General features: G+C 58.5%; 27 protein-coding genes. 8 read left to right on the top strand and 19 right to left on the bottom strand.

Going from position 1 to position 21,188, the window contains the following annotated elements; translation table 11 throughout:
• Nucleotides 1–389: 389 nt before the first annotated feature.
• Nucleotides 390–1,196 carry an alpha/beta fold hydrolase gene (locus AC8GFP_RS11300; RefSeq protein WP_506613230.1) on the bottom strand — a complete coding sequence of 269 codons (807 nt, stop codon included), beginning with the start codon at nucleotides 1,194–1,196 and terminating at the stop codon, nucleotides 390–392.
• A gap of 10 nt (nucleotides 1,197–1,206) precedes the next feature.
• On the bottom strand, nucleotides 1,207–2,592 hold the full coding sequence (locus AC8GFP_RS11295; RefSeq protein ID WP_506613228.1) for an O-acetylhomoserine aminocarboxypropyltransferase: 1,386 nt from the start codon (nucleotides 2,590–2,592) through the stop codon (nucleotides 1,207–1,209).
• A gap of 87 nt (nucleotides 2,593–2,679) precedes the next feature.
• On the opposite strand from AC8GFP_RS11295, the gene AC8GFP_RS11290 reads away from it, so the two are divergent.
• The 8 genes from AC8GFP_RS11290 (at nucleotide 2,680) to AC8GFP_RS11255 (ending at nucleotide 9,095) form a co-directional block, all read left to right on the top strand.
• Nucleotides 2,680–3,138 (top strand): CBS domain-containing protein, encoded by a 459-nt coding sequence (locus AC8GFP_RS11290; RefSeq protein WP_506613227.1) that lies wholly within the window; start codon nucleotides 2,680–2,682, stop codon nucleotides 3,136–3,138.
• A 102-nt stretch (nucleotides 3,139–3,240) separates the two neighbouring features.
• The gene (gene vapB, locus AC8GFP_RS11285; protein ID WP_506613225.1) at nucleotides 3,241–3,474 is read left to right on the top strand and encodes a type II toxin-antitoxin system VapB family antitoxin; all 234 of its coding nucleotides are present in this window, start codon (nucleotides 3,241–3,243) and stop codon (nucleotides 3,472–3,474) included.
• Complete coding sequence (gene vapC / locus AC8GFP_RS11280; RefSeq protein WP_506613223.1) at nucleotides 3,474–3,887, top strand: type II toxin-antitoxin system tRNA(fMet)-specific endonuclease VapC; 414 nt, start codon at nucleotides 3,474–3,476, stop codon at nucleotides 3,885–3,887. Before vapB ends, vapC begins: the two co-directional genes overlap by 1 nt.
• Nucleotides 3,888–3,895: 8 nt before the next feature.
• The gene (gene aroC / locus AC8GFP_RS11275) at nucleotides 3,896–4,996 is read left to right on the top strand and encodes a chorismate synthase (RefSeq protein ID WP_506613221.1); all 1,101 of its coding nucleotides are present in this window, start codon (nucleotides 3,896–3,898) and stop codon (nucleotides 4,994–4,996) included.
• A 4-nt stretch (nucleotides 4,997–5,000) separates the two neighbouring features.
• Nucleotides 5,001–6,209, top strand: coding sequence for an MFS transporter (locus tag AC8GFP_RS11270; protein WP_506613219.1), 1,209 nt, complete (start codon nucleotides 5,001–5,003; stop codon nucleotides 6,207–6,209).
• 73 nt (nucleotides 6,210–6,282) lie between these two features.
• Nucleotides 6,283–6,924, top strand: coding sequence for a response regulator transcription factor (locus AC8GFP_RS11265; protein ID WP_506613217.1), 642 nt, complete (start codon nucleotides 6,283–6,285; stop codon nucleotides 6,922–6,924).
• Nucleotides 6,905–8,785, top strand: coding sequence for an ATP-binding protein (locus AC8GFP_RS11260; RefSeq protein WP_506613215.1), 1,881 nt, complete (start codon nucleotides 6,905–6,907; stop codon nucleotides 8,783–8,785). Before AC8GFP_RS11265 ends, AC8GFP_RS11260 begins: the two co-directional genes overlap by 20 nt.
• A gap of 19 nt (nucleotides 8,786–8,804) precedes the next feature.
• Nucleotides 8,805–9,095, top strand: a complete 291-nt coding sequence (locus AC8GFP_RS11255; RefSeq protein WP_506613213.1) for a DUF1330 domain-containing protein — start codon at nucleotides 8,805–8,807, stop codon at nucleotides 9,093–9,095.
• On the opposite strand, the gene tolA is transcribed toward AC8GFP_RS11255, so the two are convergent.
• The 17 genes from tolA to glyA all read right to left on the bottom strand — a co-directional run bounded on the left by tolA (nucleotide 9,096) and on the right by glyA (nucleotide 21,179).
• On the bottom strand, nucleotides 9,096–9,932 hold the full coding sequence (gene tolA, locus AC8GFP_RS11250; protein ID WP_506613211.1) for a cell envelope integrity protein TolA: 837 nt from the start codon (nucleotides 9,930–9,932) through the stop codon (nucleotides 9,096–9,098). It abuts the gene before it with no gap.
• 11 nt (nucleotides 9,933–9,943) lie between these two features.
• Nucleotides 9,944–10,390: a biopolymer transporter ExbD gene (locus AC8GFP_RS11245; RefSeq protein WP_506613209.1), complete on the bottom strand. Its 447-nt coding sequence runs from the start codon at nucleotides 10,388–10,390 to the stop codon at nucleotides 9,944–9,946.
• Between the two features lie 12 nt (nucleotides 10,391–10,402).
• The gene (gene tolQ / locus AC8GFP_RS11240) at nucleotides 10,403–11,092 is read right to left on the bottom strand and encodes a protein TolQ (RefSeq protein ID WP_506613207.1); all 690 of its coding nucleotides are present in this window, start codon (nucleotides 11,090–11,092) and stop codon (nucleotides 10,403–10,405) included.
• The gene (gene ybgC, locus AC8GFP_RS11235) at nucleotides 11,089–11,496 is read right to left on the bottom strand and encodes a tol-pal system-associated acyl-CoA thioesterase (RefSeq protein ID WP_506613205.1); all 408 of its coding nucleotides are present in this window, start codon (nucleotides 11,494–11,496) and stop codon (nucleotides 11,089–11,091) included. The genes tolQ and ybgC overlap by 4 nt, the downstream gene beginning before the upstream one ends.
• Entirely contained in the window at nucleotides 11,493–12,683 is a 1,191-nt protein-coding gene (locus tag AC8GFP_RS11230; RefSeq protein ID WP_506613203.1) for a pyridoxal phosphate-dependent aminotransferase, read from the bottom strand. Before AC8GFP_RS11230 ends, ybgC begins: the two co-directional genes overlap by 4 nt.
• A 3-nt stretch (nucleotides 12,684–12,686) precedes the next feature.
• Nucleotides 12,687–13,214: a transcription antitermination factor NusB gene (gene nusB, locus AC8GFP_RS11225; protein ID WP_506613201.1), complete on the bottom strand. Its 528-nt coding sequence runs from the start codon at nucleotides 13,212–13,214 to the stop codon at nucleotides 12,687–12,689.
• Nucleotides 13,211–13,684: a 6,7-dimethyl-8-ribityllumazine synthase gene (ribH, locus tag AC8GFP_RS11220; protein WP_506613200.1), complete on the bottom strand. Its 474-nt coding sequence runs from the start codon at nucleotides 13,682–13,684 to the stop codon at nucleotides 13,211–13,213. Before ribH ends, nusB begins: the two co-directional genes overlap by 4 nt.
• Before the next feature lie 5 nt (nucleotides 13,685–13,689).
• Nucleotides 13,690–14,811: a bifunctional 3,4-dihydroxy-2-butanone-4-phosphate synthase/GTP cyclohydrolase II gene (gene ribBA / locus AC8GFP_RS11215; protein WP_506613198.1), complete on the bottom strand. Its 1,122-nt coding sequence runs from the start codon at nucleotides 14,809–14,811 to the stop codon at nucleotides 13,690–13,692.
• Nucleotides 14,808–15,455, bottom strand: coding sequence for a riboflavin synthase (locus tag AC8GFP_RS11210; RefSeq protein WP_506613196.1), 648 nt, complete (start codon nucleotides 15,453–15,455; stop codon nucleotides 14,808–14,810). The genes ribBA and AC8GFP_RS11210 overlap by 4 nt, the downstream gene beginning before the upstream one ends.
• A 17-nt stretch (nucleotides 15,456–15,472) precedes the next feature.
• Nucleotides 15,473–16,576, bottom strand: coding sequence for a bifunctional diaminohydroxyphosphoribosylaminopyrimidine deaminase/5-amino-6-(5-phosphoribosylamino)uracil reductase RibD (gene ribD / locus AC8GFP_RS11205; RefSeq protein WP_506613194.1), 1,104 nt, complete (start codon nucleotides 16,574–16,576; stop codon nucleotides 15,473–15,475).
• Between the two features lie 16 nt (nucleotides 16,577–16,592).
• The gene (locus tag AC8GFP_RS11200) at nucleotides 16,593–17,006 is read right to left on the bottom strand and encodes a type IV pilin protein (RefSeq protein ID WP_506613192.1); all 414 of its coding nucleotides are present in this window, start codon (nucleotides 17,004–17,006) and stop codon (nucleotides 16,593–16,595) included.
• 54 nt (nucleotides 17,007–17,060) lie between these two features.
• The gene (locus tag AC8GFP_RS11195; RefSeq protein WP_506613190.1) at nucleotides 17,061–17,693 is read right to left on the bottom strand and encodes a hypothetical protein; all 633 of its coding nucleotides are present in this window, start codon (nucleotides 17,691–17,693) and stop codon (nucleotides 17,061–17,063) included.
• Entirely contained in the window at nucleotides 17,690–18,367 is a 678-nt protein-coding gene (locus tag AC8GFP_RS11190) for a hypothetical protein (RefSeq protein WP_506613188.1), read from the bottom strand. The genes AC8GFP_RS11195 and AC8GFP_RS11190 overlap by 4 nt, the downstream gene beginning before the upstream one ends.
• Nucleotides 18,364–18,873 (bottom strand): hypothetical protein, encoded by a 510-nt coding sequence (locus AC8GFP_RS11185; protein ID WP_506613187.1) that lies wholly within the window; start codon nucleotides 18,871–18,873, stop codon nucleotides 18,364–18,366. Before AC8GFP_RS11185 ends, AC8GFP_RS11190 begins: the two co-directional genes overlap by 4 nt.
• A complete protein-coding gene (locus AC8GFP_RS11180) occupies nucleotides 18,870–19,397 on the bottom strand; it encodes a GspH/FimT family pseudopilin (protein ID WP_506613185.1) in 528 nt (175 codons plus the stop codon). The genes AC8GFP_RS11185 and AC8GFP_RS11180 overlap by 4 nt, the downstream gene beginning before the upstream one ends.
• An 80-nt stretch (nucleotides 19,398–19,477) precedes the next feature.
• Complete coding sequence (gene nrdR / locus AC8GFP_RS11175) at nucleotides 19,478–19,927, bottom strand: transcriptional regulator NrdR (RefSeq protein ID WP_506613183.1); 450 nt, start codon at nucleotides 19,925–19,927, stop codon at nucleotides 19,478–19,480.
• Between the two features lie 7 nt (nucleotides 19,928–19,934).
• Nucleotides 19,935–21,179, bottom strand: a complete 1,245-nt coding sequence (glyA, locus tag AC8GFP_RS11170) for a serine hydroxymethyltransferase (protein WP_506613181.1) — start codon at nucleotides 21,177–21,179, stop codon at nucleotides 19,935–19,937.
• Nucleotides 21,180–21,188: the final 9 nt, after the last annotated feature.

The raw sequence follows: 21,188 nt of genomic DNA, 5'->3' as shown, positions 1-21,188 counted from the left end.
ATGTCAAGCTAGATTGACACTTTCAAGGGTAATCCTGATGGACTCATGCGGGCTAATTGGGGTCAGATTCCAATTGTTTGGTAATGGGGGTCAGATTCCAATTGTTTTACTCTGCTAATTGGGTCAGATTCCAATTGTTTTGCTCAGCTGGTCAGAAGCCACGCTTGAGCCGCCCGCCATGGGACTCATTTTTCTGGTCTTTCGCTCAAAAAATGGTCCCCAGGCCGTGCGGCTCGAGGTTGTTTTTGAGGTGCTCAAAAAGCCTTGTTTTGAGAGGGTGATCAGCAGGTACAGGGCTTGCCGCCGTTTTTATGATACAGAAATTCAAAATTTTGCCGTTTTCTTGTATCACTCGGCCAAACAATTGGAATCTGACCCCAATTACTGAGTCAAACCAAGAAGGCCTTCAGCGCCGCCAAGGTCTCGTTCGGCGACTCGCTCATCTGGTGATGCCCATTCGGGATCATGACCACCTGCAACTGCTTGCCCGTGTCACGGGCCTGCTGCACCAAAGCTTGCGCGTTTTTCGGCGTGGTCATCTGGTCGTTCTCGCCCAACACCATCAGCACCGGGCAGGTGACGGCGGCCATCGCCTGCAAACCCTGGTCGTAGTTGTTGCAGGCGTTGAAACCGGTGTGAAACAGATTCACGGTTTTGTTGCTGGCCAAAACGCGCCGACCCAGCGCCAAGCTCGCGCCAAACACCCACGATCCCGCGCCGGAGGGGGGTGCCAGCGTGGCGCGGGAAAACACGTTCGTCATGTGCAGCGCTTTCTCGGGCTGGTTCAAGGACGCGTCCAGCAGGGCGGGCGAGACTTTCATCGGGTAGGCAGTGCCGACCATCACCAAATGGCTGATGCGGTCGCCCAGATGGGCCGCGGTTTGCAAGGCAATGAGGGAGCCAAAACTGTGGCCCACCAAAGCGGCGCATTGCACGCCTTGGGCATCCAGCAGGGCTTGGATGAAGGCCGCGGCGTCTTGCACCGAGGCGGGCGGCGCACCCGCGCTTTTGCAATGGCCGGGCAGGTCGATGGCCAACACGTTCCAGCCGTGGTGGGCCAAGTAGCGGCTTTGCAGCGCCCACACGCTGTGGTCGCACAAGACGCCGTGAATCAGCACCACGGTGGGCTGGGCGGGGTTGAAATCTTTGCCACCGGTGTAGGCGTAGGTGGCGTGGCCGTTGACGTTGATGTGCATGGCGAAATCCTTATGACGCAGAACCAGCCGAAGCACCAGCACCGCCCGAAGCAGCCCCTGAAGCAGCCCCTGAAGCAGCCCCTGAAGAAGCCCCCGCTTTCTCCGCCGCTTTCAACGCCCGTTTCAAGTCGTCGATCAAATCATCCGGGTCTTCCAAGCCCACCGACAAGCGGATGGTGCCCGCGCCAATACCGGCCTGCGCCAAGGCCTCGTCGCTCATGCGGAAATGCGTGGTGCTGGCCGGGTGGATGACCAGCGATTTGCTGTCGCCCACATTCGCCAAGTGGCTGAAGATGTTCAGCGCTTCAATGAAAGCGCGGCCTTGGGCGCGTGAACCGTTGATGTCAAAGCTGAACACCGAACCCGCGCCGCGAGCCCCACCGCGCAACAGCTTTTGCGCCAAAGCATGGCTGGGGTGGTCGGGCATGAGCGGATGCCCCACCCGCGACACCATCGGGTGCGCGGCCAAAAACGCCACCACTTTTTCAGTGTTGGCCAAATGCCGTTCCATGCGCAGAGGCAAGGTTTCCATGCCCTGCAAAATCAACCAGGCCGAATGTGGGCTCAGGCAGGCGCCGAAGTCGCGCAAGCCCTCGCGCCGCGCCCGCAACAAGAACGCGCCCACCGTGCTTTCCTCGGTGAACACCATGTTGTGAAAGCCCGCATAGGGCTCGGACAGCTCGGGAAATTTACCGCTGGCCTCCCAATCAAACGAACCGCCATCGACCACCACGCCGCCAATCACGGTGCCGTGGCCGCTTAAAAATTTGGTGGCCGAGTGGTAAACCAAATCCGCGCCCAAAGACAAAGGTTGCTGCAAGTAGGGCGTGCTGAGCGTGGCGTCCACCAACAGCGGCACGCCGTGCGCATGGGCCAAGGCCGACACCGTGGGAATGTCGAGCACGTCCAGCCCCGGGTTGCCCACGGTTTCGCCAAACAACAGTTTGGTGTTGGGCCGGATGGCCGCACGCCATGAGTCAATATCACCAGGCTTGACAAAAGTGGTCTCAATGCCAAATCGGCGCAGGGTGTAGTGCAGCAAATTGTGCGAACCGCCATACAGCGCCGAGCTGGCCACGATGTGCGAACCCGCGCCCATCAGCGTGGCCACACTCAGGTGCAGCGCGGCTTGGCCGCTGGCCGTGGCAATCGCACCAATACCGCCTTCCAAGGCCGCAATGCGCTGCTCGAACACCGCGGTGGTGGGGTTGCTGATACGGCTGTAGACATGCCCGGCGCTTTCCAAATTGAACAGCGCCGCCGCTTGGTCCGACGACTCGAACACATACGAGGTGGTGAGGTGGATGGGCACGGCGCGGGCGCCGGTGGCGGGGTCGGGCTGGCTGCCTGCGTGCAGTGTCAGCGTGTCGAAATGGGGATCGGCGTAACCGGTCATGACATCCTCGTTCTCACGGTGTTGTGATCATGGATTGTGGGCTATATTGAATGCATGGTCATCCATGAAGGCCAAGAGGAAAACACCATGAAAGTCAGCGACATCCTGCGCCTCAAAGGCACCACGCTTTACACCACCACGCCCTTGGCCTCTTTGGCCGAGGCCGTGAAAATGATGGCCGAGCACGACTTGGGTTCCATCTTGGTGATGGAACAAGGTGACTTGGTCGGCATCCTCACCTTCCGCGAAGTGATCTTGGCGCTGAATAACCACGGCGGCAGCTTGGGACAAGTCACGGTGCGTTCGGCCATGGACGACCACCCGCTCACCTGTGCTCCCGACACCGAACTCGACGAAGTGCGCCGCATGATGCTCGAGCGCCATGCTCGCTATTTGCCGGTCCTGAGCGAGCGCCAATTGATGGGTGTGGTGAGTTTTTACGACGTGGCCAAGGCCGTGGTGGACAGCCAAAACTTCGAGAACCAAATGCTGAAAGCCTACATACGGGACTGGCCAGCGGAAGAGGGTGCGAAAGCGGGTTCGTAAACCGCACGACACCGCGTGCTCACTGGGGTGGCGCTTTAACCACCCCCCTATTGGCAGGGCTTTTTTAGGCATATACTTTTGCCATATCCCAAGGAGAAGCCCTTGACCATCACCACCGTGTTCACCAACAACCGTTCCCAAGCCGTGCGTTTACCCGCTGATGTGCGCTTGCCCGAGGGTGTCAAAAAAGTCGAGGTTCGGGCCAAGGGCGCAGACCGCATCATTTCGCCAGTGGGTCAAACTTGGGATCAATTTTTTCTCAATGGCCCCAAGGTTTCAGACGACTTTTTGACCGAGCGTGCATCCCAAGACCAGGCAGACAGAGAAGCACTTTGATGCTCAAGTATTTGCTCGACACCAACATGGTGATTTATGTCATGAAGCGTCGCCCCATCGAAGTGCTCAGCCAATTCAATGACAACGCAGGACGCATGGCCCTGTCTGCCATCACTTTGTCGGAGCTTTATCATGGCGCAGAAAAAAGTGCCAAAGTGGCGCAAAACTTGGAAGTCGTTGAAGAGTTTGCGAGTCTGGTGCAGGTGTTGGCTTACAGCACCAAGGCATCACAACACTACGGCGCTATTCGCAGCCATTTGGAAAAAGCGGGACAGCCAATTGGTGTGAACGATTTGCACATTGCAGCCCATGCCCGAAGCGAGGGCTTGGTGGTGGTAACGAACAACACATCCGAGTTTTCAAGAATTCCTGGTTTGATGGTGGAGAACTGGGTCCAGCAGTTGCAGGGATAATCCCCCGCATGAGCGGCAACACCTTCGGCACACTTTTCACCGTCACCAACTTTGGTGAATCCCACGGCCCGGCCATTGGCTGCGTGATTGACGGCTGCCCTCCGGGCATGGCCTTGAGCGAGGCCGACATCCAGCACGACCTCGATCGCCGCCGCCCCGGCACCAGCCGCCATGTGACGCAACGCCAAGAACCCGATCAAGTGCAAATCTTGAGCGGCGTTTACCAAGGCAAAACCACCGGCACGCCCATCGCCTTGTTGATTCAAAACACGGATCAGCGCAGCCAAGATTACGGCGACATCTTGCAAACCTTTCGCCCCGGCCACGCCGACTACAGCTATTTGCAAAAGTACGGTGTGCGCGATCCGCGCGGCGGTGGTCGGTCATCTGCACGGCTCACTGCGCCCACGGTGGCAGCAGGGGCTGTGGCGAAGAAATGGTTGAAAGAAAAATTTGGCACCAGCTTCATCGGTTGCATGACACAACTGGGTGAACACCCCATTGGGTTTGAAGACTGGGCGCATGTGCCGCACAACCCCTTTTACGCCCCCATCGCTGATGTGGCGCACCTGGAAAGCTACATGGACAGCTTGCGCAAAGCCGGTGACTCGTGCGGTGCGCGTATCCGTGTGGTGGCGCAAGGCATGCCGGTGGGCTTGGGTCAACCCATCTATGACCGGCTCGATGCCGATATTGCCTACGCCATGATGGGCCTGAATGCGGTGAAGGGCATCGAGATTGGCGCAGGCTTTGCCAGCGTGGCGCAACGCGGCTCGGTGCACGGTGACAGCCTCACCCCTGAAGGGTTTGCCAACAACAACGCAGGCGGCATCTTGGGCGGCATCAGCACCGGCCAAGACCTGGAGGTGAGCATCGCCATCAAGCCCACCAGTTCCATCCTGACACCACGTGACAGCATCGACAGCGCAGGCGCTGCGGTGCAAGTGCAAACCAAGGGTCGCCATGATCCTTGTGTCGGCATCCGCGCCACTCCCATCGCTGAAGCTTTGTTGGCCTTGGTGGTGATGGACCATGCGCTGCGGCACCGTGCCCAGTGCGCCGACGTGGTGCCGCCTGTGGCACCTATCGCCGCGCAGCGTCCGAGTTGACCCGATGACACCCACACCCGCGCCGCTTGTTTCGCGGCGTCAACTGGTGCCGTTTGCCGCACTCTCGGCCAGTTATTTCGCCCACATCGGTTTCTTCAATCCTTACCTGCCTTTGTGGCTGAAAAGTTTGGGTTTGAGCCTGTGGATGATTGGTTTGCTCACCTCGATGCAAGCCGTGACCCGCGTGTTTGCGCCCTACTTGTGGGGATGGCTGAGTGACCGCAGCGGCGAGCGTGTGCCGCTCATGCGGTGGTGTGCTGGCATGGCCTTGTTGTGTTCCATTGGTTTGTTGTTCAACCCATCGCCTTGGTGGTTGGCCGTGGTGTTGCTGCTGATGTTCACCCACACCAGCGCCATGATGCCGATGAGCGAAGCCGCCATGGCGCATTTGGTCAGCCACCAAGGGGCACTCGATGTGCGCCGCTATGGCCGCATCCGCTTGTGGGGTTCGCTGGGTTTTTTGGTCACCGTGTTTGTCTCGGGCGCGTGGTTCGAGGCGCACGGCATGAGCGGTTTCCCGATGTGGACCATCCTCACTTTGGTGGCCATCAACCTGAGTGTGTGGAACTTGCCGAATGTGCGAGAAGAAGCGCACCACGACAAAGGCCAAGCAGGCTTTGGCGAGGTGCTACGCCAGCCGCAAACGCTTTGGTTTTTTGCCACCTTGTTTTTCCATGTGCTGTCGCATGTGGCCATCTACACGTTTTTCAGTTTGTACCTGGATGAACTGGGTTATGGCAAAGACATGATTGGTGTCTTGTGGGCGGTGTCGGTGGTGGTGGAAATCATCGGCTTCTTCACGCAAAGCCGCTGGTTGCATTGGCTCAGTCTGCCTGCGTGGTTGTGTGTTTGCACCGGTGTCATGGCGCTGCGCATGGGCCTGACCGCGTGGTTTGGCCAACTCTTGTGGGTGTTGTTGCTGGCGCAGTGCCTGCATGTGTTCACCTTTGCGATTCAACACACGGTCTGCATTGCCTGGTTGTCACAGCATTTCCCGGGCCGCTTGCGTGGCCGCGGCCAAGCGCTGTATGCGGTGATTGGCTATGGCTTCACCGGTGTGTTGGGGGCTTTGGGCGGCGCGGCGCTGAGCACCCGCTTGGGGCTGCAAACGGTGTTTTGGGTGGCCATCCCTGTGGCTTTGTTGGGCCTGCTGTGTGCGCTGATGTTGCGAAGCGCTGCACAAAACCATACGCACAAACCCGTTGCCGCATAAAGCTTCATTTTCAAGTGTGGGCGCTTGTCGCTCTTGTTGAAAGCAGGTACACCTCGGGGCAGGGAGGTGTGCCATGGCCCCACCACGCGTTCTGATCATCGAAGACCATCCCTTGATGGCCGATGCATTGCGAGCCCATTTGGAAAGCTTGGCACCTCAAGTGCAGTGCGTTCAAGCCGGTAATTTGTCCGATGGTTTGGCTTGCATGGCAACCCACAGCTATGCCTTGGTATTGGTCGATTTGAACCTGCCCGACTCCGAGGGTTTGGACACCTTGAACGCTTTTTGCAATGCGCCTGTGCAGTGGCCCATGGCCGTGATTTCGGCCTTGGATGATGCGCAAGTAGCGCAAACCTGTTTGGACAACAACGTGGTGTACCTGCTCAAGTCGGTGCAAACCTCACAGCTGATGGCGGATTTGTTAAAGCTGTTGACCCACACCCTGCTGGCGTCCATCAGCCTGGACGCCAGTCTGCAGGCGCAGCAAGCCGCAGCGCATCCCATGACCAGCTTGTCCAAAATGCAGCGTCTGGTGCTGGCCCATCTGTCTCAAGGTCAAAGCAGCATGGCGATCGCCCAAGCGCTCAAAGTCACCGAGGCCACGGTGCGCAGCCACATGACGCAAATCTACAAACGACTGGGTGTGAAAAACCGCACGCAAGCCAGTTCGATTTATTTGCGCTGGTCTCAGCAGCATGGCTTGTTTGATGCTTAAGCGCTGCTTGTTGGGGCTGGCGCTGTTTTGCAGTGCTCTGGCTTGCGCCAACGCCTTTCAGAATGCATCCGTGCTTTGGACGCAGCTGCGCATCGTGGTCGATCAATCGGCTCAATTCACACCAGAACAAGCATGGACAAGCACCCAGGCGAACGACGCCATCACTTTGCAGCAGGCCAACCAAGTGCTGGCTGCACCCAATGCACCACCGCACTGGGCTGGCTTTCGGTTGCCCCCCAATCCAGACGCGGCGCAGGCGCTGTGGTTGAGCCTGAAGTCGCCCACACAAGACCACAGTCAGGTTTGGGTTCGGGAGGGGGAACAAGCTTGGCAAGCCTGGCCTGATATGCAACAACGGGGACTGGGCAGTTACTTGTTTCCAGTTTGGATCCTGCCCGCACCATCGCATCACAACATTGATGTGTTGATTCGTCTGGAAGGTGTCAACCGCATCCAATTCCCAGTGGACTTGCAAGCCCCCGCAAACTTTGTGCAACAGCATTGGCGCTTGATGCTCTTGATGGGCGCTGTGTTGGCCGTGCCTTTGTTGTTGGTGCTGTATGCCCTCAGTCTGATGCCCCACCTCAGCAGCCCTGCATTGTGGTTGTTTGTGTTGATGGCGCTGTGCGAAATCGTGTGCGCCAGTTGGATCAGTGGTTTGCTTTGCTTGCTGTGGCCAGACTTGAGCCGGGCCCAGGCTGCGGTGGTGGGCAGCTTCAGCTACTGGGTCCTGTTTGTTGCCAGCATCCACCATGCACAATTGTTTCTAAGCACAGCGCAGCGGCATCCCATGGCGCATCAATGCTTGAAGCTTGGCGCTTGGCTCTGGTACTTGTTGGTGCCCTTGTGTGCCTGGCTGCAGCCGAGTTGGTTGCGCACCTTGCTGCTGGTGGGTGGCAGCGTGCATGCCACGTGCATGCTGGGTTTGGCTTGGCGCAGTTGGCGCTTGAGCCCGAGCACGCAAAGGGCCTTGTTTGCCAGCATGTGGCTGGTGTATGTCACGTCAGTGGTGGTCTATTGGTTGTACCGCGTCTTCGAATGGCCCTTGTTCACCACCTTGGGCGTGCAGTTTGTGCAAGGTGCAGTCATGGCCAGTTTGATGGGCTGGTCGGCCTGCTTGCAAGTGATTCAACAGCGCATGGCGTTGCAACGCAGTGTCAGTGTCAGTCAAGCCCGGCACCGTTGGTATGCCGCCGCTCAACATGATTTGTGGCAACCCTTGCAAAGCCTGCAGTTGTTCGCCAAAGCTTTGTTGAAAGCCAGTCCACAGAAGCGCTCTTCCTTGGTGGCTGCCATGCAACTGGCCTCGCAGGCCGTCGATGATTTCATGCAGCATTTGCGTTACTGGGCCGATGAAGAGCCACCAGTCCACCCGGTCAATCACCGCACACAAGACCTGTGGGTGGCAGATTTGCTGCGACCTTTGGTCGATGAATTTCAACCATTGGCCAGCATGCGGCACGTGGTGTTGCGCCATCCGCCTTGCCGTGCCCGGGTGCGTGTGAATCTGCAAGCCGCGCAACGCATGCTGCGCAATCTGCTGTCCAACGCCTTGCAATACACGCCCGCGGGTGGTCGGGTGTTGCTGGGTTGCAAGAGGCAAGGTCAGTTGTTGTGGATTCTGTGCATGGACAACGGCAGTGGCATGAACTCGCAAGCAGCGCAAGACTGTTTCAATGCCTTCACCCGTCTGGCACCTGATGAAGAAGGAGTGCACCACTTGGGGCTGGGCTTGTTCAGCGTCAAGCAATTGGCCTTGCAACACCAGATGCCCACACGCTTGCACAGTGTGGAAGGGCGGGGCACCGTGATTGGCTTTGGCGTTTTCCTGTTGGCCTCAGATAACATCCACCGAATCTGAAAAACACGAGGAGCACACCATGGCAGCCTACATCATCGTCGATGGCGAAGTCACCGACTCAGAAAAAATGGACATTTACAAGGCGCAAGCCAAACCCTTGGTGGAAAAATTTGGCGGTGAGTACTTGGCACGTGGCGGTGCGCTGGCAGTGAAGGAAAACCAGCGATGGACACCCCATCGATTGGTCTTGTTGAAATTTCCTTCTATGGCGCAGGCTGAGGCTTTTTACAACGCGCCGGAGTACCAAGCCTTGTTGCCGCTCAGTCGAGAAGCGTCACGGCGGTCTTTGGTCCTGTTTGAAGGCGTCTGATCAGTCGCGCGGCCTGAGCGAAAACGTGATTTCGCTGGGCATGTTGCCGTTTTCATCCCGTGGCAAGGTGCCGGTTTTCTCAACAGCATTCAACACGGCTTGGTCCCAAGCGTCGTTGCCACTGGACACCTTCAGCTTTTTGCCAATGATTTGCCCAGACGGGCTGCAAATCACCACCACTTCGGCTGCGGGGTTGCCCAGCACGGTTTGCAATTGGGCATCTGAAAACGTGATGTTGGGTTTGATTCGCGCACGCAGTCGACCCAAATAACTCGCCGATGGGCCTGCTGCCTTTGCCGCTTTACCCGTGTCCGTGCTTGCACCGGTGGCGTCAGCCAAACCACGCAGGCGTTTGACTTCTTCAAGGTAGCGTTCTTCGGCCCGTTGTGCCTCTTCTGCTTTGCGTTTTTCCAGCGCTTTGGCCTTCTCGGCTTTTTTATCGCTGGCCTCTTTCAGCTTGGCTTTCTCTTCTTCGCGGGCTTTGTCCTGGGCTTCTTTTTTCTTTTGCTTGTCAATGGCGATTTGCGGATCCACCACCGGCTTGGCGGGTGTGACCTCTTTCACCGGTGGCGGCGGTGGCGGCGGAGGTGGTTCAGGTTGGGGCTCAGGTTCGATGACTTCTTCCACCGGTTCCGGCGTGTTGCCTTTGGCCGCCACGGGTTGCGGCACGCTGGACCACAACTCCGCCTCGACACTCATGTCTTGGTCTTGGCTTTGCCAATTCACACCCCAAGTCAATGCCAATACCAACAGTCCGTGCACCAGCAAGGCCAAGAACATGGCACGACCACCGCCGGGCGCGGGTGGAGGTGCAAATTCCAGGTTGGGGTTGCGCATGGGGCTGGGACTCAATCGATGACCGTCACGGACAAGCCCACACGTTGCACACCGGCACGTTGCAATTGGTCCATCAGCTTGACCACGTTTTCATAAGCAATTTTTTTGTCGGCACTGATCACCACCGGCGTGCTGGCATTGCCCCCCTGCATTTGCAGCGCCACTTTGGCCACGGTGTCCATGGTGGCATCTTGTTTCACGCTGGTGCCGTTGCCTTGTCCGGGCTTGCGTGATTTGACGACGATGCGCAGCTCTTTGTTGATCTCGATGGTGATCACCTGATCGGGTGCGGTACTGGCTTTGCCGACACTGGGCACCTCAATCAAGCTTGGCGCGAGCAAAGGCGCGGTCACCATGAAGATGATCAGCAGCACCAACATGACGTCGATGAACGGCACCATGTTGATTTCGCTGATGGTGCGGCGGCCTCGGCGGTTGCGGGTGGAGACGGTGGCCATGGTGAGCCGCCTTCAGCGACCAGCGGCCACTTGCGTGCCCACATTGCGCTGCAAGATGTTGGAGAACTCTTCGATGAAGGTTTCCAACTTGTTGGCCACGCGGTCGATATCGCGCGAGAAACGATTGAAGGCCAAAACCGCCGGAATGGCGGCGAACAAACCAATGGCGGTGGCCACCAAGGCTTCGGCAATGCCCGGGGCCACTTTGGCCAGCGTGACTTGTTGCAAGGCCGCCAAGCCGGTGAAGGCATGCATGATGCCCCAGACTGTGCCAAACAAGCCAATGTAGGGTGACACTGAACCGACCGAGGCCAGCATGGACAAGTTGGATTCAATTTCGTCCATTTCGCGCTGCAAACTTGCGCGCATGGCGCGGCGTGCACCGTCCATCAACAAGCCGCTGTCGCTGATGCGGCGCTCGCGCAGTTTTTGGTATTCGCGCATGCCACTGGCAAAAATGCGTTCCATGGGGCCAGCCAATTTGGCGTTTTGCGTGGCCGCCGCAAACAACTCGTTCAAACTTTTGCCCGACCAAAATTCGCGTTCGAACTCATCGTTGAGGTTTTTCACGCGCGACAGCGACAAGATTTTGCGAAAAATGGCGGCCCAGCTGAACACCGAGACCAGCAACAAAATGAGCACGACGGCTTGCACCACCCAACTGGCGTTGAGCATCAAATGCACTATGGAAAAGTCGTTCATGACAGGAGCTCCAAAATCGATGAGGGAATGCGTTCGGGTTTCAAGACTTGGGCTTGCACCCAGCCAATGCGGATCGTGCCTTCGCACAACAGGGTGCGGCTTTGATCGGGTTCAAGACGCCAAGCCTGCTGGGCAATCACCAAGCTGGCGCGGCCCTTGTCTTGCAGTTGGGCGCTCACCTGCAACAAGTCGTCGAGTTGCGCAGGGCGATGGTATTTCAATTGGGTTTCGCTCACCACGAACATACCGCCCGTGTCGTTTTTGAGTTGTTGTTGTTCTAGGCCCAAGTGCCGAAGCCACTCGGTGCGGGCGCGTTCGAAAAACTTGAGGTAGTTGGCATAAAACACGATGCCACCAGCATCCGTGTCTTCCCAATACACCCGCACTGGAAACTCAAAACTCATGCAGCCTCCAACATTTGGCGCAAACGTTGCGCGGCGGTGTCCAAATCGTTCAAGGAACTGGCGGTGGAAAAACGCACAAAGTCGGCTGGTGCATGAACGCCAAAATCTTTGCCCGGCGTGATGGCGACATGGGCCTCGCGCATCACATGCTCGGCAAACGCCCAGCTGTCAGCCAGTCCCAATTTGGCGCAGGCTTGGCGGCAATCTGCCCAAGCGTAGAAAGCCCCGTCGGGCATCACCGGCACGGTCAAACCCATGGCGTTGAGTTGCGGGATGAACTGATCGCGCCGCTGCTTGAAAGCTTCTCTGCGTTCTTCGTAAATGGCCAAGCTGTCGGGTTCGAAACAGGCCAAGGCGGCGTGTTGCGCGATGCTGCTGGGGCAGATGAACAGGTTTTGCGCCAAGCGTTCCATCACCGGCACCAGGTCGTCGGGCACCACCATCCAACCCAAGCGCCAACCCGTCATGTTGAAGTATTTGGAAAAACTGTTGATGCTGATGATCTGGTCGTCGATGGCCAACGCAGTTTGACCAAAGGCGGCTTCAAAGCTCAGCCCCAGATAAATTTCATCCACCAAGCTGATGCCACCGTGGTTGTTGACGATGTTGTGGATGCGGGCCAATTCAGCGGCGGCCACCGAGGTGCCCGTGGGGTTGGACGGCGAGGCCAGCAACACGCCACGGGTCTGGGGCTGCCAATGGGCCTGTACCTGATCGGCGGTGAGTTGAAAGCGTTGTTCAGGGCCAGCGGGCAGCAGCACGGCGCGGCCATCAGCGGCACTGACAAAGTGGCGGTTGCAGGGGTAGCTCGGGTCGGGCATGAGCACTTCGTCCCCTGCTTCCACCAAGGCCAAGCAGGCCAATTGCAAGGCCGCCGAAGCACCGGCCGTGACGACGATGCGCCGCGCTGGCACGGCAACCCCAAAGCGGCTGCCATACCAAGCACTGATGCGCTCGCGCAGGCTGTCCAAACCCAGGGCATTGGTGTATTGGGTGCGACCATCGCGGATGGCTTTGTCAGCAGCGGCTTGCACCAAGGGTGGGGCGGTGAAATCGGGTTCGCCAATGTTCAAAAACACCATGGGGCGGTCGGTGTGCCGCGCACTGGCGGCGATGGCTTGCGCGGCCTTGGCCATTTCCATGACATAAAACGGATCGATGCGCTCGGCGCGTTGGCTCACACGCATGGCTCAGTCGGCCTGGGCTGCCGGTGCGGCTTTGCTTGCTTTGGCCGCGTTGTCGGCTTGCACTTCAAGCGCCCGCAGTTGCGGGGCCACGCCATTGAGCACCGCGTTCACATACTTGTGGCCATCGGTGCCGCCAAATTCTTTGGCCAGTTCAATGCATTCATTGATGACCACGCGCCAAGGGATGTCCAGGCAATGCTTCATCTCGTAGCAACCAATCCACAGCACCGCGTGCTCAATGGGGGAAATCTCGGTCATCTTGCGGTCCAGCAGGGGCAGGATGAGCGCATCCAGCTCGGCAGCTTGTGCTGCACAACCATGCAACAAGGCATCGAAATGCACCGTGTCGGCTTTGTTGAAGCCGCTGAGTTCACGGGTGAAGGCGTCCACATCTTCGGCTTCATTGCGCCCCACCAAAATTTGGTAGAGGGCTTGCACGGCGAAACTGCGTGAGCGGCTGCGGGCAGCACGGGCGCTGGCGCGGCGCATGTCACCTGCGGGTTTGCTGCGGGGGGCGGTGGTGTCGTTCATGCCAGGCTTTGCAACAACAAGGCCATTTCCACCGCCACGCGGGCCGCGTCCCGGCCCTTGTCGGTTTGACGGGCCACGGCTTGGGGAAGGTCTTCAACGGTCAAGATGGCGTTGGCAATCGGCACGTGGTAATCGAGGCTCACCTTGGTGACACCTGCGCCAGATTCATTAGCGACCAACTCAAAGTGGTAGGTCTCGCCACGGATGATGCAACCCAGTGCAATGAGCGCACTGAATGGTTCGGGGTCTTCGATTTGCGCCAGCGCTTGCAAGGCCATGGGCACTTCCAAAGCCCCCGGCACATGCACCAGGCTGATGTTGTCTTCCAGCACGCCCATGGTCTTGAGTTCGGCGATGCAAGCGCTGGCCAAGGCGTTGGTGATGTCGTCGTTGAAACGTGCTTGGACGATGCCGATCTTGAGGGCGCTGCCGTCAAGTGTCGTGGTGCTGGCGAGGTTGGAGATGAACATTGTTTTTATTCTTTGGTGAGGTAGCCGGTGATTTCAAGCCCGTAGCCGGTCATGCTGGGCATGCGGCGTGGGGTGCCCAGAAGTCGCATTTTGTGCACGCCGCAGTCGCGCAAAATTTGTGCACCCACACCGTAGCTGCGCAAGTCCATGCGGCCGCGTTCGGGGCCATGCGCTGAGCGAGCCGTGCCGTCAAACTGGGCCAGCAGTTGCTCGGCACTTTCGCCGCAATTGAGCAAGACCACCACGCCAGCGCCTTCTTGGGTGATGCGTTGCAGGCTGGAATCCAGGCCCCAAGAATGCATGACCCGATGAGGCTCCAAAGCATCCAGAACCGAGAGGGGTTCGTGCACCCGGGCCAGCACTTCAGCCTCGGGTTGCCATTGGCCTTTGACCAGCGCCATGTGCACGGCACCGTTGGTGATGTCTTTGTAGGCGTTGGCGGTGAATTCGCCATGGGCGGTTTGCAAAGGGCGTGAACCCACTTTGTGGACCAAGGATTCGGTGCGGCTGCGGTGCGCTATCAGGTCGGCGATGGTGCCGATTTTCAAACCGTGCTCGGCCGCAAACAGCTGCAAATCGGGCAGACGGGCCATGGTGCCGTCGTCTTTCATGATTTCGCAAATCACAGACGAAGCTGAGCAACCGGCCATGGCGGCCAGATCGCAACCGGCTTCGGTGTGCCCGGCCCGCATCAGCACGCCGCCGTCCACGGCTTGCAAGGGGAACACGTGACCGGGTTGCACCAAATCGCTCGGCTGTGTCGCTTTGGCCACTGCCACCTGAATGGTTTTGGCGCGGTCGGCGGCAGAAATGCCGGTGGTCACGCCTTCAGCGGCTTCAATCGACACGGTGAAAGCGGTGCTGTAGACCGTGCCATTGCGGGCCGCCATGGGCGGGAGTTTCAAAAATTCGCAACGCTCGCGGGTGAGCGTGAGGCAAATCAGGCCACGGCCAAAACGCGCCATGAAATTGATGGCTTCCGGCGTGACATGGTCCGAGGCCAGCACCAGATCGCCTTCGTTCTCGCGGTCTTCTTCATCCACCAAGATGACGATGCGGCCCGCTTTCATCTCGGCGACGATTTCTTCCACGGGCGAAATAGGCACGGGTTGCAGTGCGCTGGTCATGCAGGGGCTTTCAGAGGGGCTGTGGGTTGCAGGCTGAGCATGCGTTCAACGTAACGCGCCACCGTGTCGATTTCCAAATTCACTGCACTGCCAGCTTTCAAACTGCCCAGCGCCGTGTTCTCCACGGTGTGCGGAATCAGGTTGATGGAGACAACGCAGCCATCAGGCTTGTCTTCGATTTGATTGACCGTGAGGCTCACACCGTTGACGGTGATGGAACCCTTGTAGGCCAGGTACTTGGCCAAGGTCGGTGGGGCCAGCACTTGCAGCAGCCAGCTTTCACCAATTTGTGCAAATTGACTGACCGAGCCGATGCCGTCCACATGGCCGGAGACGATGTGGCCGCCCAAACGATCGTTCGGGCGCAAGGCTTTTTCAAGGTTGAGGGTGGTGCCGATCTTGTTCAGTTCGGCTGTTTTATCCAGAGATTCGGCAGAAATGTCGATGGAAAAGTGGTTTTGAGCGGCATCAAAAGCAATGACCGTCATGCAAGCACCGTTCAAGGCGATGCTGTCACCCAGACCGACATCGTCCAAATAGTGCGCAGGTGTGCTGATCTCAAGGCGTTTGCCATGATCCAAAGAGCGACCCAGGTCGTGAACGGCGGCGATGCGCCCCACGCCGGTGATGATTCCGGTGAACATTCGCGTATTTTCGCAGATCAGCGGACCGCTTTGAGCCGCAGCCGCAAATCAGGCCCTAAAGTCGTGTGGTCGGTGAATTGCCACGCAGCTGTTGCGGGCAAGGATTGCAATTCGGGCAAGGCCGCCATGGCTTGGCCTGGGCCCAACAACTTGGGGGCCACATACACCAACAACTCGTCCACCAAGCCCGCCTTTAAGAGCGAACCGTTCAGTTTGTGGCCAGCCTCGATGTGCACTTCGTTGCAGGGCAGTTGGCCCAGATGACGCACCATCGCAGTCAAGTCCACCTTGAGCCCCTCGCTTGGCAGGTACACCAACTGCGCACCTTGTGCTTTCAAGGCGGCTTCTTTGGCTGGGTGTCGTTCGGCATGAAAGATGATGACCTGGCGTTTTTCACCCCACAACCGGGCGTTCAAAGGGGTTTGCAGCTTGGAGTCGACCAGCAGCAAATCGGGTTGGCGTGGCGTGGCCATCTGGCGCACATTGAGCAGCGGGTTGTCTTCCAACACCGTGCCAATGCCGGTGAGCACCGCGCAGGCTTGAGCCCGAAACCGATGGCCATCCAAGCGGGCTGCCTCACCGGTGATCCACTGGCTTTGGCCATTGTGCAAAGCGGTTTGACCGTCCAAAGATTGCGCTGACTTCATGCGCATCCAAGGCGTACCGTGTTGCATGCGTTTGAAAAAACCGATGTTGAGCTCGATGCTTTGGGTGGATAGCAAACCCACATCAACTTGCACACCAGCAGCTTGCAATCGCGCCAGGCCTTGTCCGGCCACCAGCGGGTTGGGGTCCTCCACACTGGCCACCACACGTGCCAGACCCGCAGCAATCAGCGCATCACAACAAGGCCCGGTGCGGCCTTGGTGGCTACAGGGTTCCAGCGTCACATAGGCCGTGGCACCTTGGGTGCTGTGGCCACGGCTTTGTGCGTCGCGCAGCGCCATCACTTCGGCATGGGCCTGGCCCGCGGCTTGGGTGTGGCCTTGCCCCAGCACCGTGCCATCTTTGCCCACAATGACGCAGCCGACACGCGGGTTGGGCGAGGTGATGAACAGCGCCTGCTCGGCCAGGGCCAAGGCTTGGGTCATGTGCGCGGTGTCGGAGGACGTGAAGGGCATGTCGGGGATTATCCGTTCAGCGACTCCAACATTGCGCCGCCGTCATGCTGGCGTCTTTCACGTCGCGCACACCCGTGTTTGCAAGCGTCAGACTGCCGCAGGCGTCTGTGGCTTGCGCGGCGCTGGGCTGGGCGGTGATGAGAAAACTTTGGGCGCTGCTGCTCACAGTGAGTTGGTACTTCAGGTCTGCGGGTGACAGCAAATTGACCGGCACCTCGGTGGGTGCTGGGTATTGGCCTTGGGCACTGGCTGCACGTTCCATCCAATGGGCGGCTTGAAGCAAAGCCAGTTTGGCCAGGCTGCGCTGACCACGTTGTTGCGCTTGCTGGTAAAGAGGCATGGCCATGCTGGCGAGCACACCGACGATGGCCAACACCACCAGCAATTCCATCAGGGTGAAGCCATTCTTTGGCATCAGTTTCAATGACATGATCAAAGCCTCTCCATAGTCAATGACAAAGTTGTCGCCAACATGGAACGCACTTCATGGTGAAAGCTGCAGCAGGCGTTTGAAGCCCGACAGGGTCATGGGAATGGCGGTTGACGCGGGGTGCCTGGGCGTGGGATGCCACAGTGCTTGGCTGACCACGATGGCGTTGCTGCTGTTTTGCGCCCAAACGGTGATGCGGTAAACAAAGGGTGAACTCAGGGTGCCCAAGCGGCTGATCAAGGGCAACACTTCCACCCAATAGAGCACGGTCAGGCCAGCGTCTTCGCCAAATCGTTGGCCATTCGCGATGCGGTCTTTCCAAGCGTTGTAGCTGTTGTCGTCCTCGCCCAAGGGCTGGCAAATGCCGCTCAGGCAGTCTTGGGCGCCCAAGCGGGCTTGCAATGTTTTCCAGGCCGAGGTGTTGCGTGGAAAAAAGGCATGGGTAGACCCTGGCTTGCCCGGTTGGTGCCGTTCATCCGTGAGTGGCCCCTGAATGTCTTTCACAGCGGCCAACAAAGCCGCATGGCTGGCCTGTTGCAAGGTCCAACGCTGCTGCGTGATTTGACCCCATCCTTCAGCCAAATTCAGGTTGCGCCACTCGGCCATCACCAACACACTGCTCAACATGGCCAAGGCCAACACGGTGGGCAGCACCATGCCGACTTGTTGGCGCTGGCCCTTTTTCATGGGACAGCGTGTTTGAAAGCAGCGACACCGCGCCAAGACAGTCCGGGCGCGTTCAGGCTGCTGATGCAGGATGTTGAGCTGGGCACTTGAATCCCAACAGCTTTGGCTTGCAAGCAAATTTGCACGCCGCGCACGGCACTCCAAAGCGTCACCTTGTCGGCGGTTCGCCATTGCAGGGATGGACCAGGCAGCGCTTGGGCGTACAACAAGCTCAGGCCATCGAGGCCTTCGACCAACTCTTGCGTCACGCTGTCTTCTGGTGCGGTGTCTTTGCAAACCAACGCTTGCTTGCTGAATGAAAATGAGTCCTCGATGGTGGACAGGTACGACGATTCGTGTCCTTGGCAGTCGGCTGGCGTCAGCTTGGTCCAATGCACCAGCGACACGCTGTTGGCGGTGCCCAAGAGGGGTTTGGACAAGCTGTCGTATTTGAATTTGCCCGTGCCATCCAAAGCCAAACCAGGGGCGCCTGCCCGTTGCACCCGCAGTCGGAGCAGTTGCATGGCAGTGCGCAGCCGCTGTTGCACCTCGACTTGGGTTTGCAGTTGGCGGTGACTGCTTTGCACCCAAGCAAAGGCTGCGAAGGCGGCCATCAGCACCAGCATGGACAGCATCAGACCCAGCAGGCTTTGGACCAGGCTGTGACCGCGTTGATTGCGCTTGCTTGGTTTCATGGTGGCCAACTGGTTTGCCAACAACGGTGCAACTTGGGGCAGTCGGCCACAGCAGAACTGTCAGGCAGGGCATCCACGTTGCTTTGCGGCCAGGCCAACAGCAAGCGCACCAAGGGTGGGGCGCTGGTTTGGGTTTGCACCCGGGCCTGCGCACCAGGCATGCGCAACTGCAGTGCCTTGTACCAATCGGCCAGATCTGCTTGTGCCCAATCGGATGGACTGCAAGATTTGCTTTGGCAATCTGTGGCGCTGGGTTTGTCACCCAAAACGAGTTGGTAAGCCGCCAAGCCCTCGGTGTTGACTTGCATGCGGTGCCACAAGTCTTGCGCCATCTCGACCGTGTTTTGCAGCGCCAAGGCTTCACGTTGTGCTTGCCAAGCCTGCAGTTGTCGGCTGAACAAACCGATCAACAACAGGTTCAACACCATCAGTGCGGCCAAGGCTTCCAACGACGAAAAGCCGGTTTCTCTGCATTTTTTGGCAGCGCTTCTTGTGGGGCTGGTCATGTGCAAGTCTCGGCAGAAACGACCCGCACGCGCCCAGTGGTGTTGATGCAGATGCTGCGCACCACAGCGGACAGGCTTTTGGCTTGCACTGTGAGTCGCAAGCCCCCTGCCACCAACTCGCCTTGGCCATTGATGGTTAACAGGTTGGCGCTGGGGTAAAGCTGGATGCGCAACGACCCATCCAGTCCTTGGGTTTGCATGGCGATGGTGCTGTCAGAACTCAAGCCCAACTGCCAACCGCAGCGCCAATCCCCATCGGCCAGCGGGGTGGATTCGCAGCCCCCCAAGCGTTGCAGTTGCATTTTTTGCCCACGCCGCAAAGCTTGCAATTGGGCGGATTGCAGGTCACCTGCCCAGGCCTGCACCACGGTTTCGACCCGCCAACGCCACAACCAATGCGATAACTGTGGCGCAGCCATGCTGGCGGCGATGGCCAACAAAGCCAAGACCACCGACAGCTCTGTCAGGCTGAAACCCTTGGGCAGATGGCGAGGTTGGGGGAATGAAAAAAGCGACCTGTGCATGGTCGCCATCTTCAAATCAAAAGAGGCACAGTGGGTGTGCGCTGATTCCGTTTTGCGGGTGATCTGTTCACCGTCCGGGCTTAGCGCCTGAATTCATCCACCAAGGTTTTGAATTCATCCACATCCTCAAAGCTGCGGTAAACACTGGCGAAGCGCACATAAGCCACTTTGTCGAGTTTTTTCAACTCGCGCATGACCAGCTCACCAATGCGGGTGGACGACACCTCGCGCTGACCCAGGGTGAGCAATTTGTCTTCGATGCGCTCAATCGCAGAGTCGACTTGTTCGGTGCTGACCGGGCGTTTGCGCAGCGCCAAGCTCAGCGATGCTTGCAATTTGCTGCGCTCGTACTCGATGCGGCGTCCGTCTTTCTTCACCACCGTGGGGTAGCTGACATCGGGGCGCTCGTAGGTGGTGAAACGCTTTTCGCAATGGCCGCACTGGCGACGGCGGCGCACCGAGTCGCCTTCTTCGGACATGCGGGTCTCCATCACCTGGGTGTCCGCATGGTTGCAAAAAGGACATTTCATAGAGGGCTCAGCTGTAAACCGGGAAACGACTGGTCAGGGCATGCACTTTGGCACGAACCGCTGTGATGTGCGCTTCGTCATGCGGGTTGTCCAACACATCGGCAATCAGGTGGGCGGTGGCGCGGGCTTCTTCATCCTTGAAACCGCGAGTGGTCATGGCGGGGGTGCCAATGCGAACACCGCTGGTGACCATGGGTTTTTCGGGGTCGTTGGGGATGGCGTTTTTGTTGATCGTCATGTGGGCCGCGCCCAAAGCGGCTTCAGCGGCTTTGCCGGTGATGTTTTTGGAACGCAAATCGACCAGCATGACGTGGCTTTGGGTGCCGCCACTGACAATGCGCAAACCACGCTCGGTGAGTGTTTTCGCCACGATGTCCGCGTTTTTCAGCACCTGCGTTTGGTAAGCCTTGAAGCTGGGGTCCAGGGCTTCTTTGAAGGCCACGGCCTTGGCAGCGATCACATGCATGAGGGGGCCACCTTGCAAGCCCGGAAACACCGCGCTGTTGATGGCTTTTTCGTGTTCGGCCTTCATCAGGATGATGCCGCCGCGTGGGCCGCGCAAGCTTTTGTGGGTGGTGGAGGTGACCACATCCGCGTGAGGCACTGGGTTGGGATAAACGCCAGCGGCAATCAAACCAGCGTAATGCGCCATGTCCACCAAGAAGATGGCACCAATCTCTTTGGCCACTTTGGCGAAGCGGGCGAAGTCGATGTGCAGGCTGTAGGCTGATGCACCGGCAATGATGAGTTTGGGTTTGGTGGCACGGGCCTTGGCTTCCATGGCGTCGTAATCGATTTCTTCTTTGGCATTCAGGCCATAGCTTTCCACCTTGAACCACTTGCCGCTCAGGTTGAGGGGCATGCCGTGGGTCAGGTGGCCGCCCTCGGCCAAGCTCATGCCCATGATGGTGTCGCCGGGTTTCAAAAAAGCCAAGAAAACGGCTTGGTTGGCAGAGGCACCGCAATGCGGTTGCACATTGGCGGCATCCGCGCCAAAAATTTGTTTGGCGCGGTCGATGGCGAGTTGCTCGGCCACATCGACGTTTTCACATCCGCCGTAATAGCGTTTGCCGGGATAGCCTTCGGCGTATTTGTTGGTGAGTTGTGTGCCTTGTGCTTGCATCACAGCAGGGGAGGCGTAGTTTTCACTGGCGATCAGCTCAATATGGTGCTCTTGGCGAAGGTTTTCTGCCTGAATCGCTGCCCAGAGTTCGGGGTCGGTCTGCGCGATCAGATGTTGACGTGAATACATGCATGGCTC

The sequence above is a fragment of the Limnohabitans simekii (SeqCode) genome (genome assembly GCF_965234735.1).
Taxonomy (GTDB): Bacteria; Pseudomonadota; Gammaproteobacteria; order Burkholderiales; family Burkholderiaceae_C; genus Limnohabitans; species Limnohabitans simekii.
Note: the sequence above shows the minus strand (reverse complement) of the source record. Positions and strands in the feature narration are given on the sequence as shown.

Bases quoted from the DNA above. Each gene is read 5' to 3' on its own strand.
- AC8GFP_RS11300 (WP_506613230.1), bottom strand. From the start codon at position 1,196: ATGCACATCAACGTCAACGGCCACGCCACCTACGCCTACACCGGTGGC.
- AC8GFP_RS11295 (WP_506613228.1), bottom strand. From the start codon at position 2,592: ATGACCGGTTACGCCGATCCCCATTTCGACACGCTGACACTGCACGCA.
- AC8GFP_RS11290 (WP_506613227.1), top strand. From the start codon at position 2,680: ATGAAAGTCAGCGACATCCTGCGCCTCAAAGGCACCACGCTTTACACC.
- vapC (WP_506613223.1), top strand. From the start codon at position 3,474: ATGCTCAAGTATTTGCTCGACACCAACATGGTGATTTATGTCATGAAG.
- aroC (WP_506613221.1), top strand. From the start codon at position 3,896: ATGAGCGGCAACACCTTCGGCACACTTTTCACCGTCACCAACTTTGGT.
- AC8GFP_RS11270 (WP_506613219.1), top strand. From the start codon at position 5,001: ATGACACCCACACCCGCGCCGCTTGTTTCGCGGCGTCAACTGGTGCCG.
- AC8GFP_RS11265 (WP_506613217.1), top strand. From the start codon at position 6,283: ATGGCCCCACCACGCGTTCTGATCATCGAAGACCATCCCTTGATGGCC.
- AC8GFP_RS11260 (WP_506613215.1), top strand. From the start codon at position 6,905: ATGGCTTGTTTGATGCTTAAGCGCTGCTTGTTGGGGCTGGCGCTGTTT.
- AC8GFP_RS11255 (WP_506613213.1), top strand. From the start codon at position 8,805: ATGGCAGCCTACATCATCGTCGATGGCGAAGTCACCGACTCAGAAAAA.
- tolA (WP_506613211.1), bottom strand. From the start codon at position 9,932: ATGCGCAACCCCAACCTGGAATTTGCACCTCCACCCGCGCCCGGCGGT.
- AC8GFP_RS11245 (WP_506613209.1), bottom strand. From the start codon at position 10,390: ATGGCCACCGTCTCCACCCGCAACCGCCGAGGCCGCCGCACCATCAGC.
- tolQ (WP_506613207.1), bottom strand. From the start codon at position 11,092: ATGAACGACTTTTCCATAGTGCATTTGATGCTCAACGCCAGTTGGGTG.
- ybgC (WP_506613205.1), bottom strand. From the start codon at position 11,496: ATGAGTTTTGAGTTTCCAGTGCGGGTGTATTGGGAAGACACGGATGCT.
- AC8GFP_RS11230 (WP_506613203.1), bottom strand. From the start codon at position 12,683: ATGCGTGTGAGCCAACGCGCCGAGCGCATCGATCCGTTTTATGTCATG.
- nusB (WP_506613201.1), bottom strand. From the start codon at position 13,214: ATGAACGACACCACCGCCCCCCGCAGCAAACCCGCAGGTGACATGCGC.
- ribH (WP_506613200.1), bottom strand. From the start codon at position 13,684: ATGTTCATCTCCAACCTCGCCAGCACCACGACACTTGACGGCAGCGCC.
- ribBA (WP_506613198.1), bottom strand. From the start codon at position 14,811: ATGACCAGCGCACTGCAACCCGTGCCTATTTCGCCCGTGGAAGAAATC.
- AC8GFP_RS11210 (WP_506613196.1), bottom strand. From the start codon at position 15,455: ATGTTCACCGGAATCATCACCGGCGTGGGGCGCATCGCCGCCGTTCAC.
- ribD (WP_506613194.1), bottom strand. From the start codon at position 16,576: ATGCCCTTCACGTCCTCCGACACCGCGCACATGACCCAAGCCTTGGCC.
- AC8GFP_RS11200 (WP_506613192.1), bottom strand. From the start codon at position 17,006: ATGTCATTGAAACTGATGCCAAAGAATGGCTTCACCCTGATGGAATTG.
- AC8GFP_RS11195 (WP_506613190.1), bottom strand. From the start codon at position 17,693: ATGAAAAAGGGCCAGCGCCAACAAGTCGGCATGGTGCTGCCCACCGTG.
- AC8GFP_RS11190 (WP_506613188.1), bottom strand. From the start codon at position 18,367: ATGAAACCAAGCAAGCGCAATCAACGCGGTCACAGCCTGGTCCAAAGC.
- AC8GFP_RS11185 (WP_506613187.1), bottom strand. From the start codon at position 18,873: ATGACCAGCCCCACAAGAAGCGCTGCCAAAAAATGCAGAGAAACCGGC.
- AC8GFP_RS11180 (WP_506613185.1), bottom strand. From the start codon at position 19,397: ATGCACAGGTCGCTTTTTTCATTCCCCCAACCTCGCCATCTGCCCAAG.
- nrdR (WP_506613183.1), bottom strand. From the start codon at position 19,927: ATGAAATGTCCTTTTTGCAACCATGCGGACACCCAGGTGATGGAGACC.
- glyA (WP_506613181.1), bottom strand. From the start codon at position 21,179: ATGTATTCACGTCAACATCTGATCGCGCAGACCGACCCCGAACTCTGG.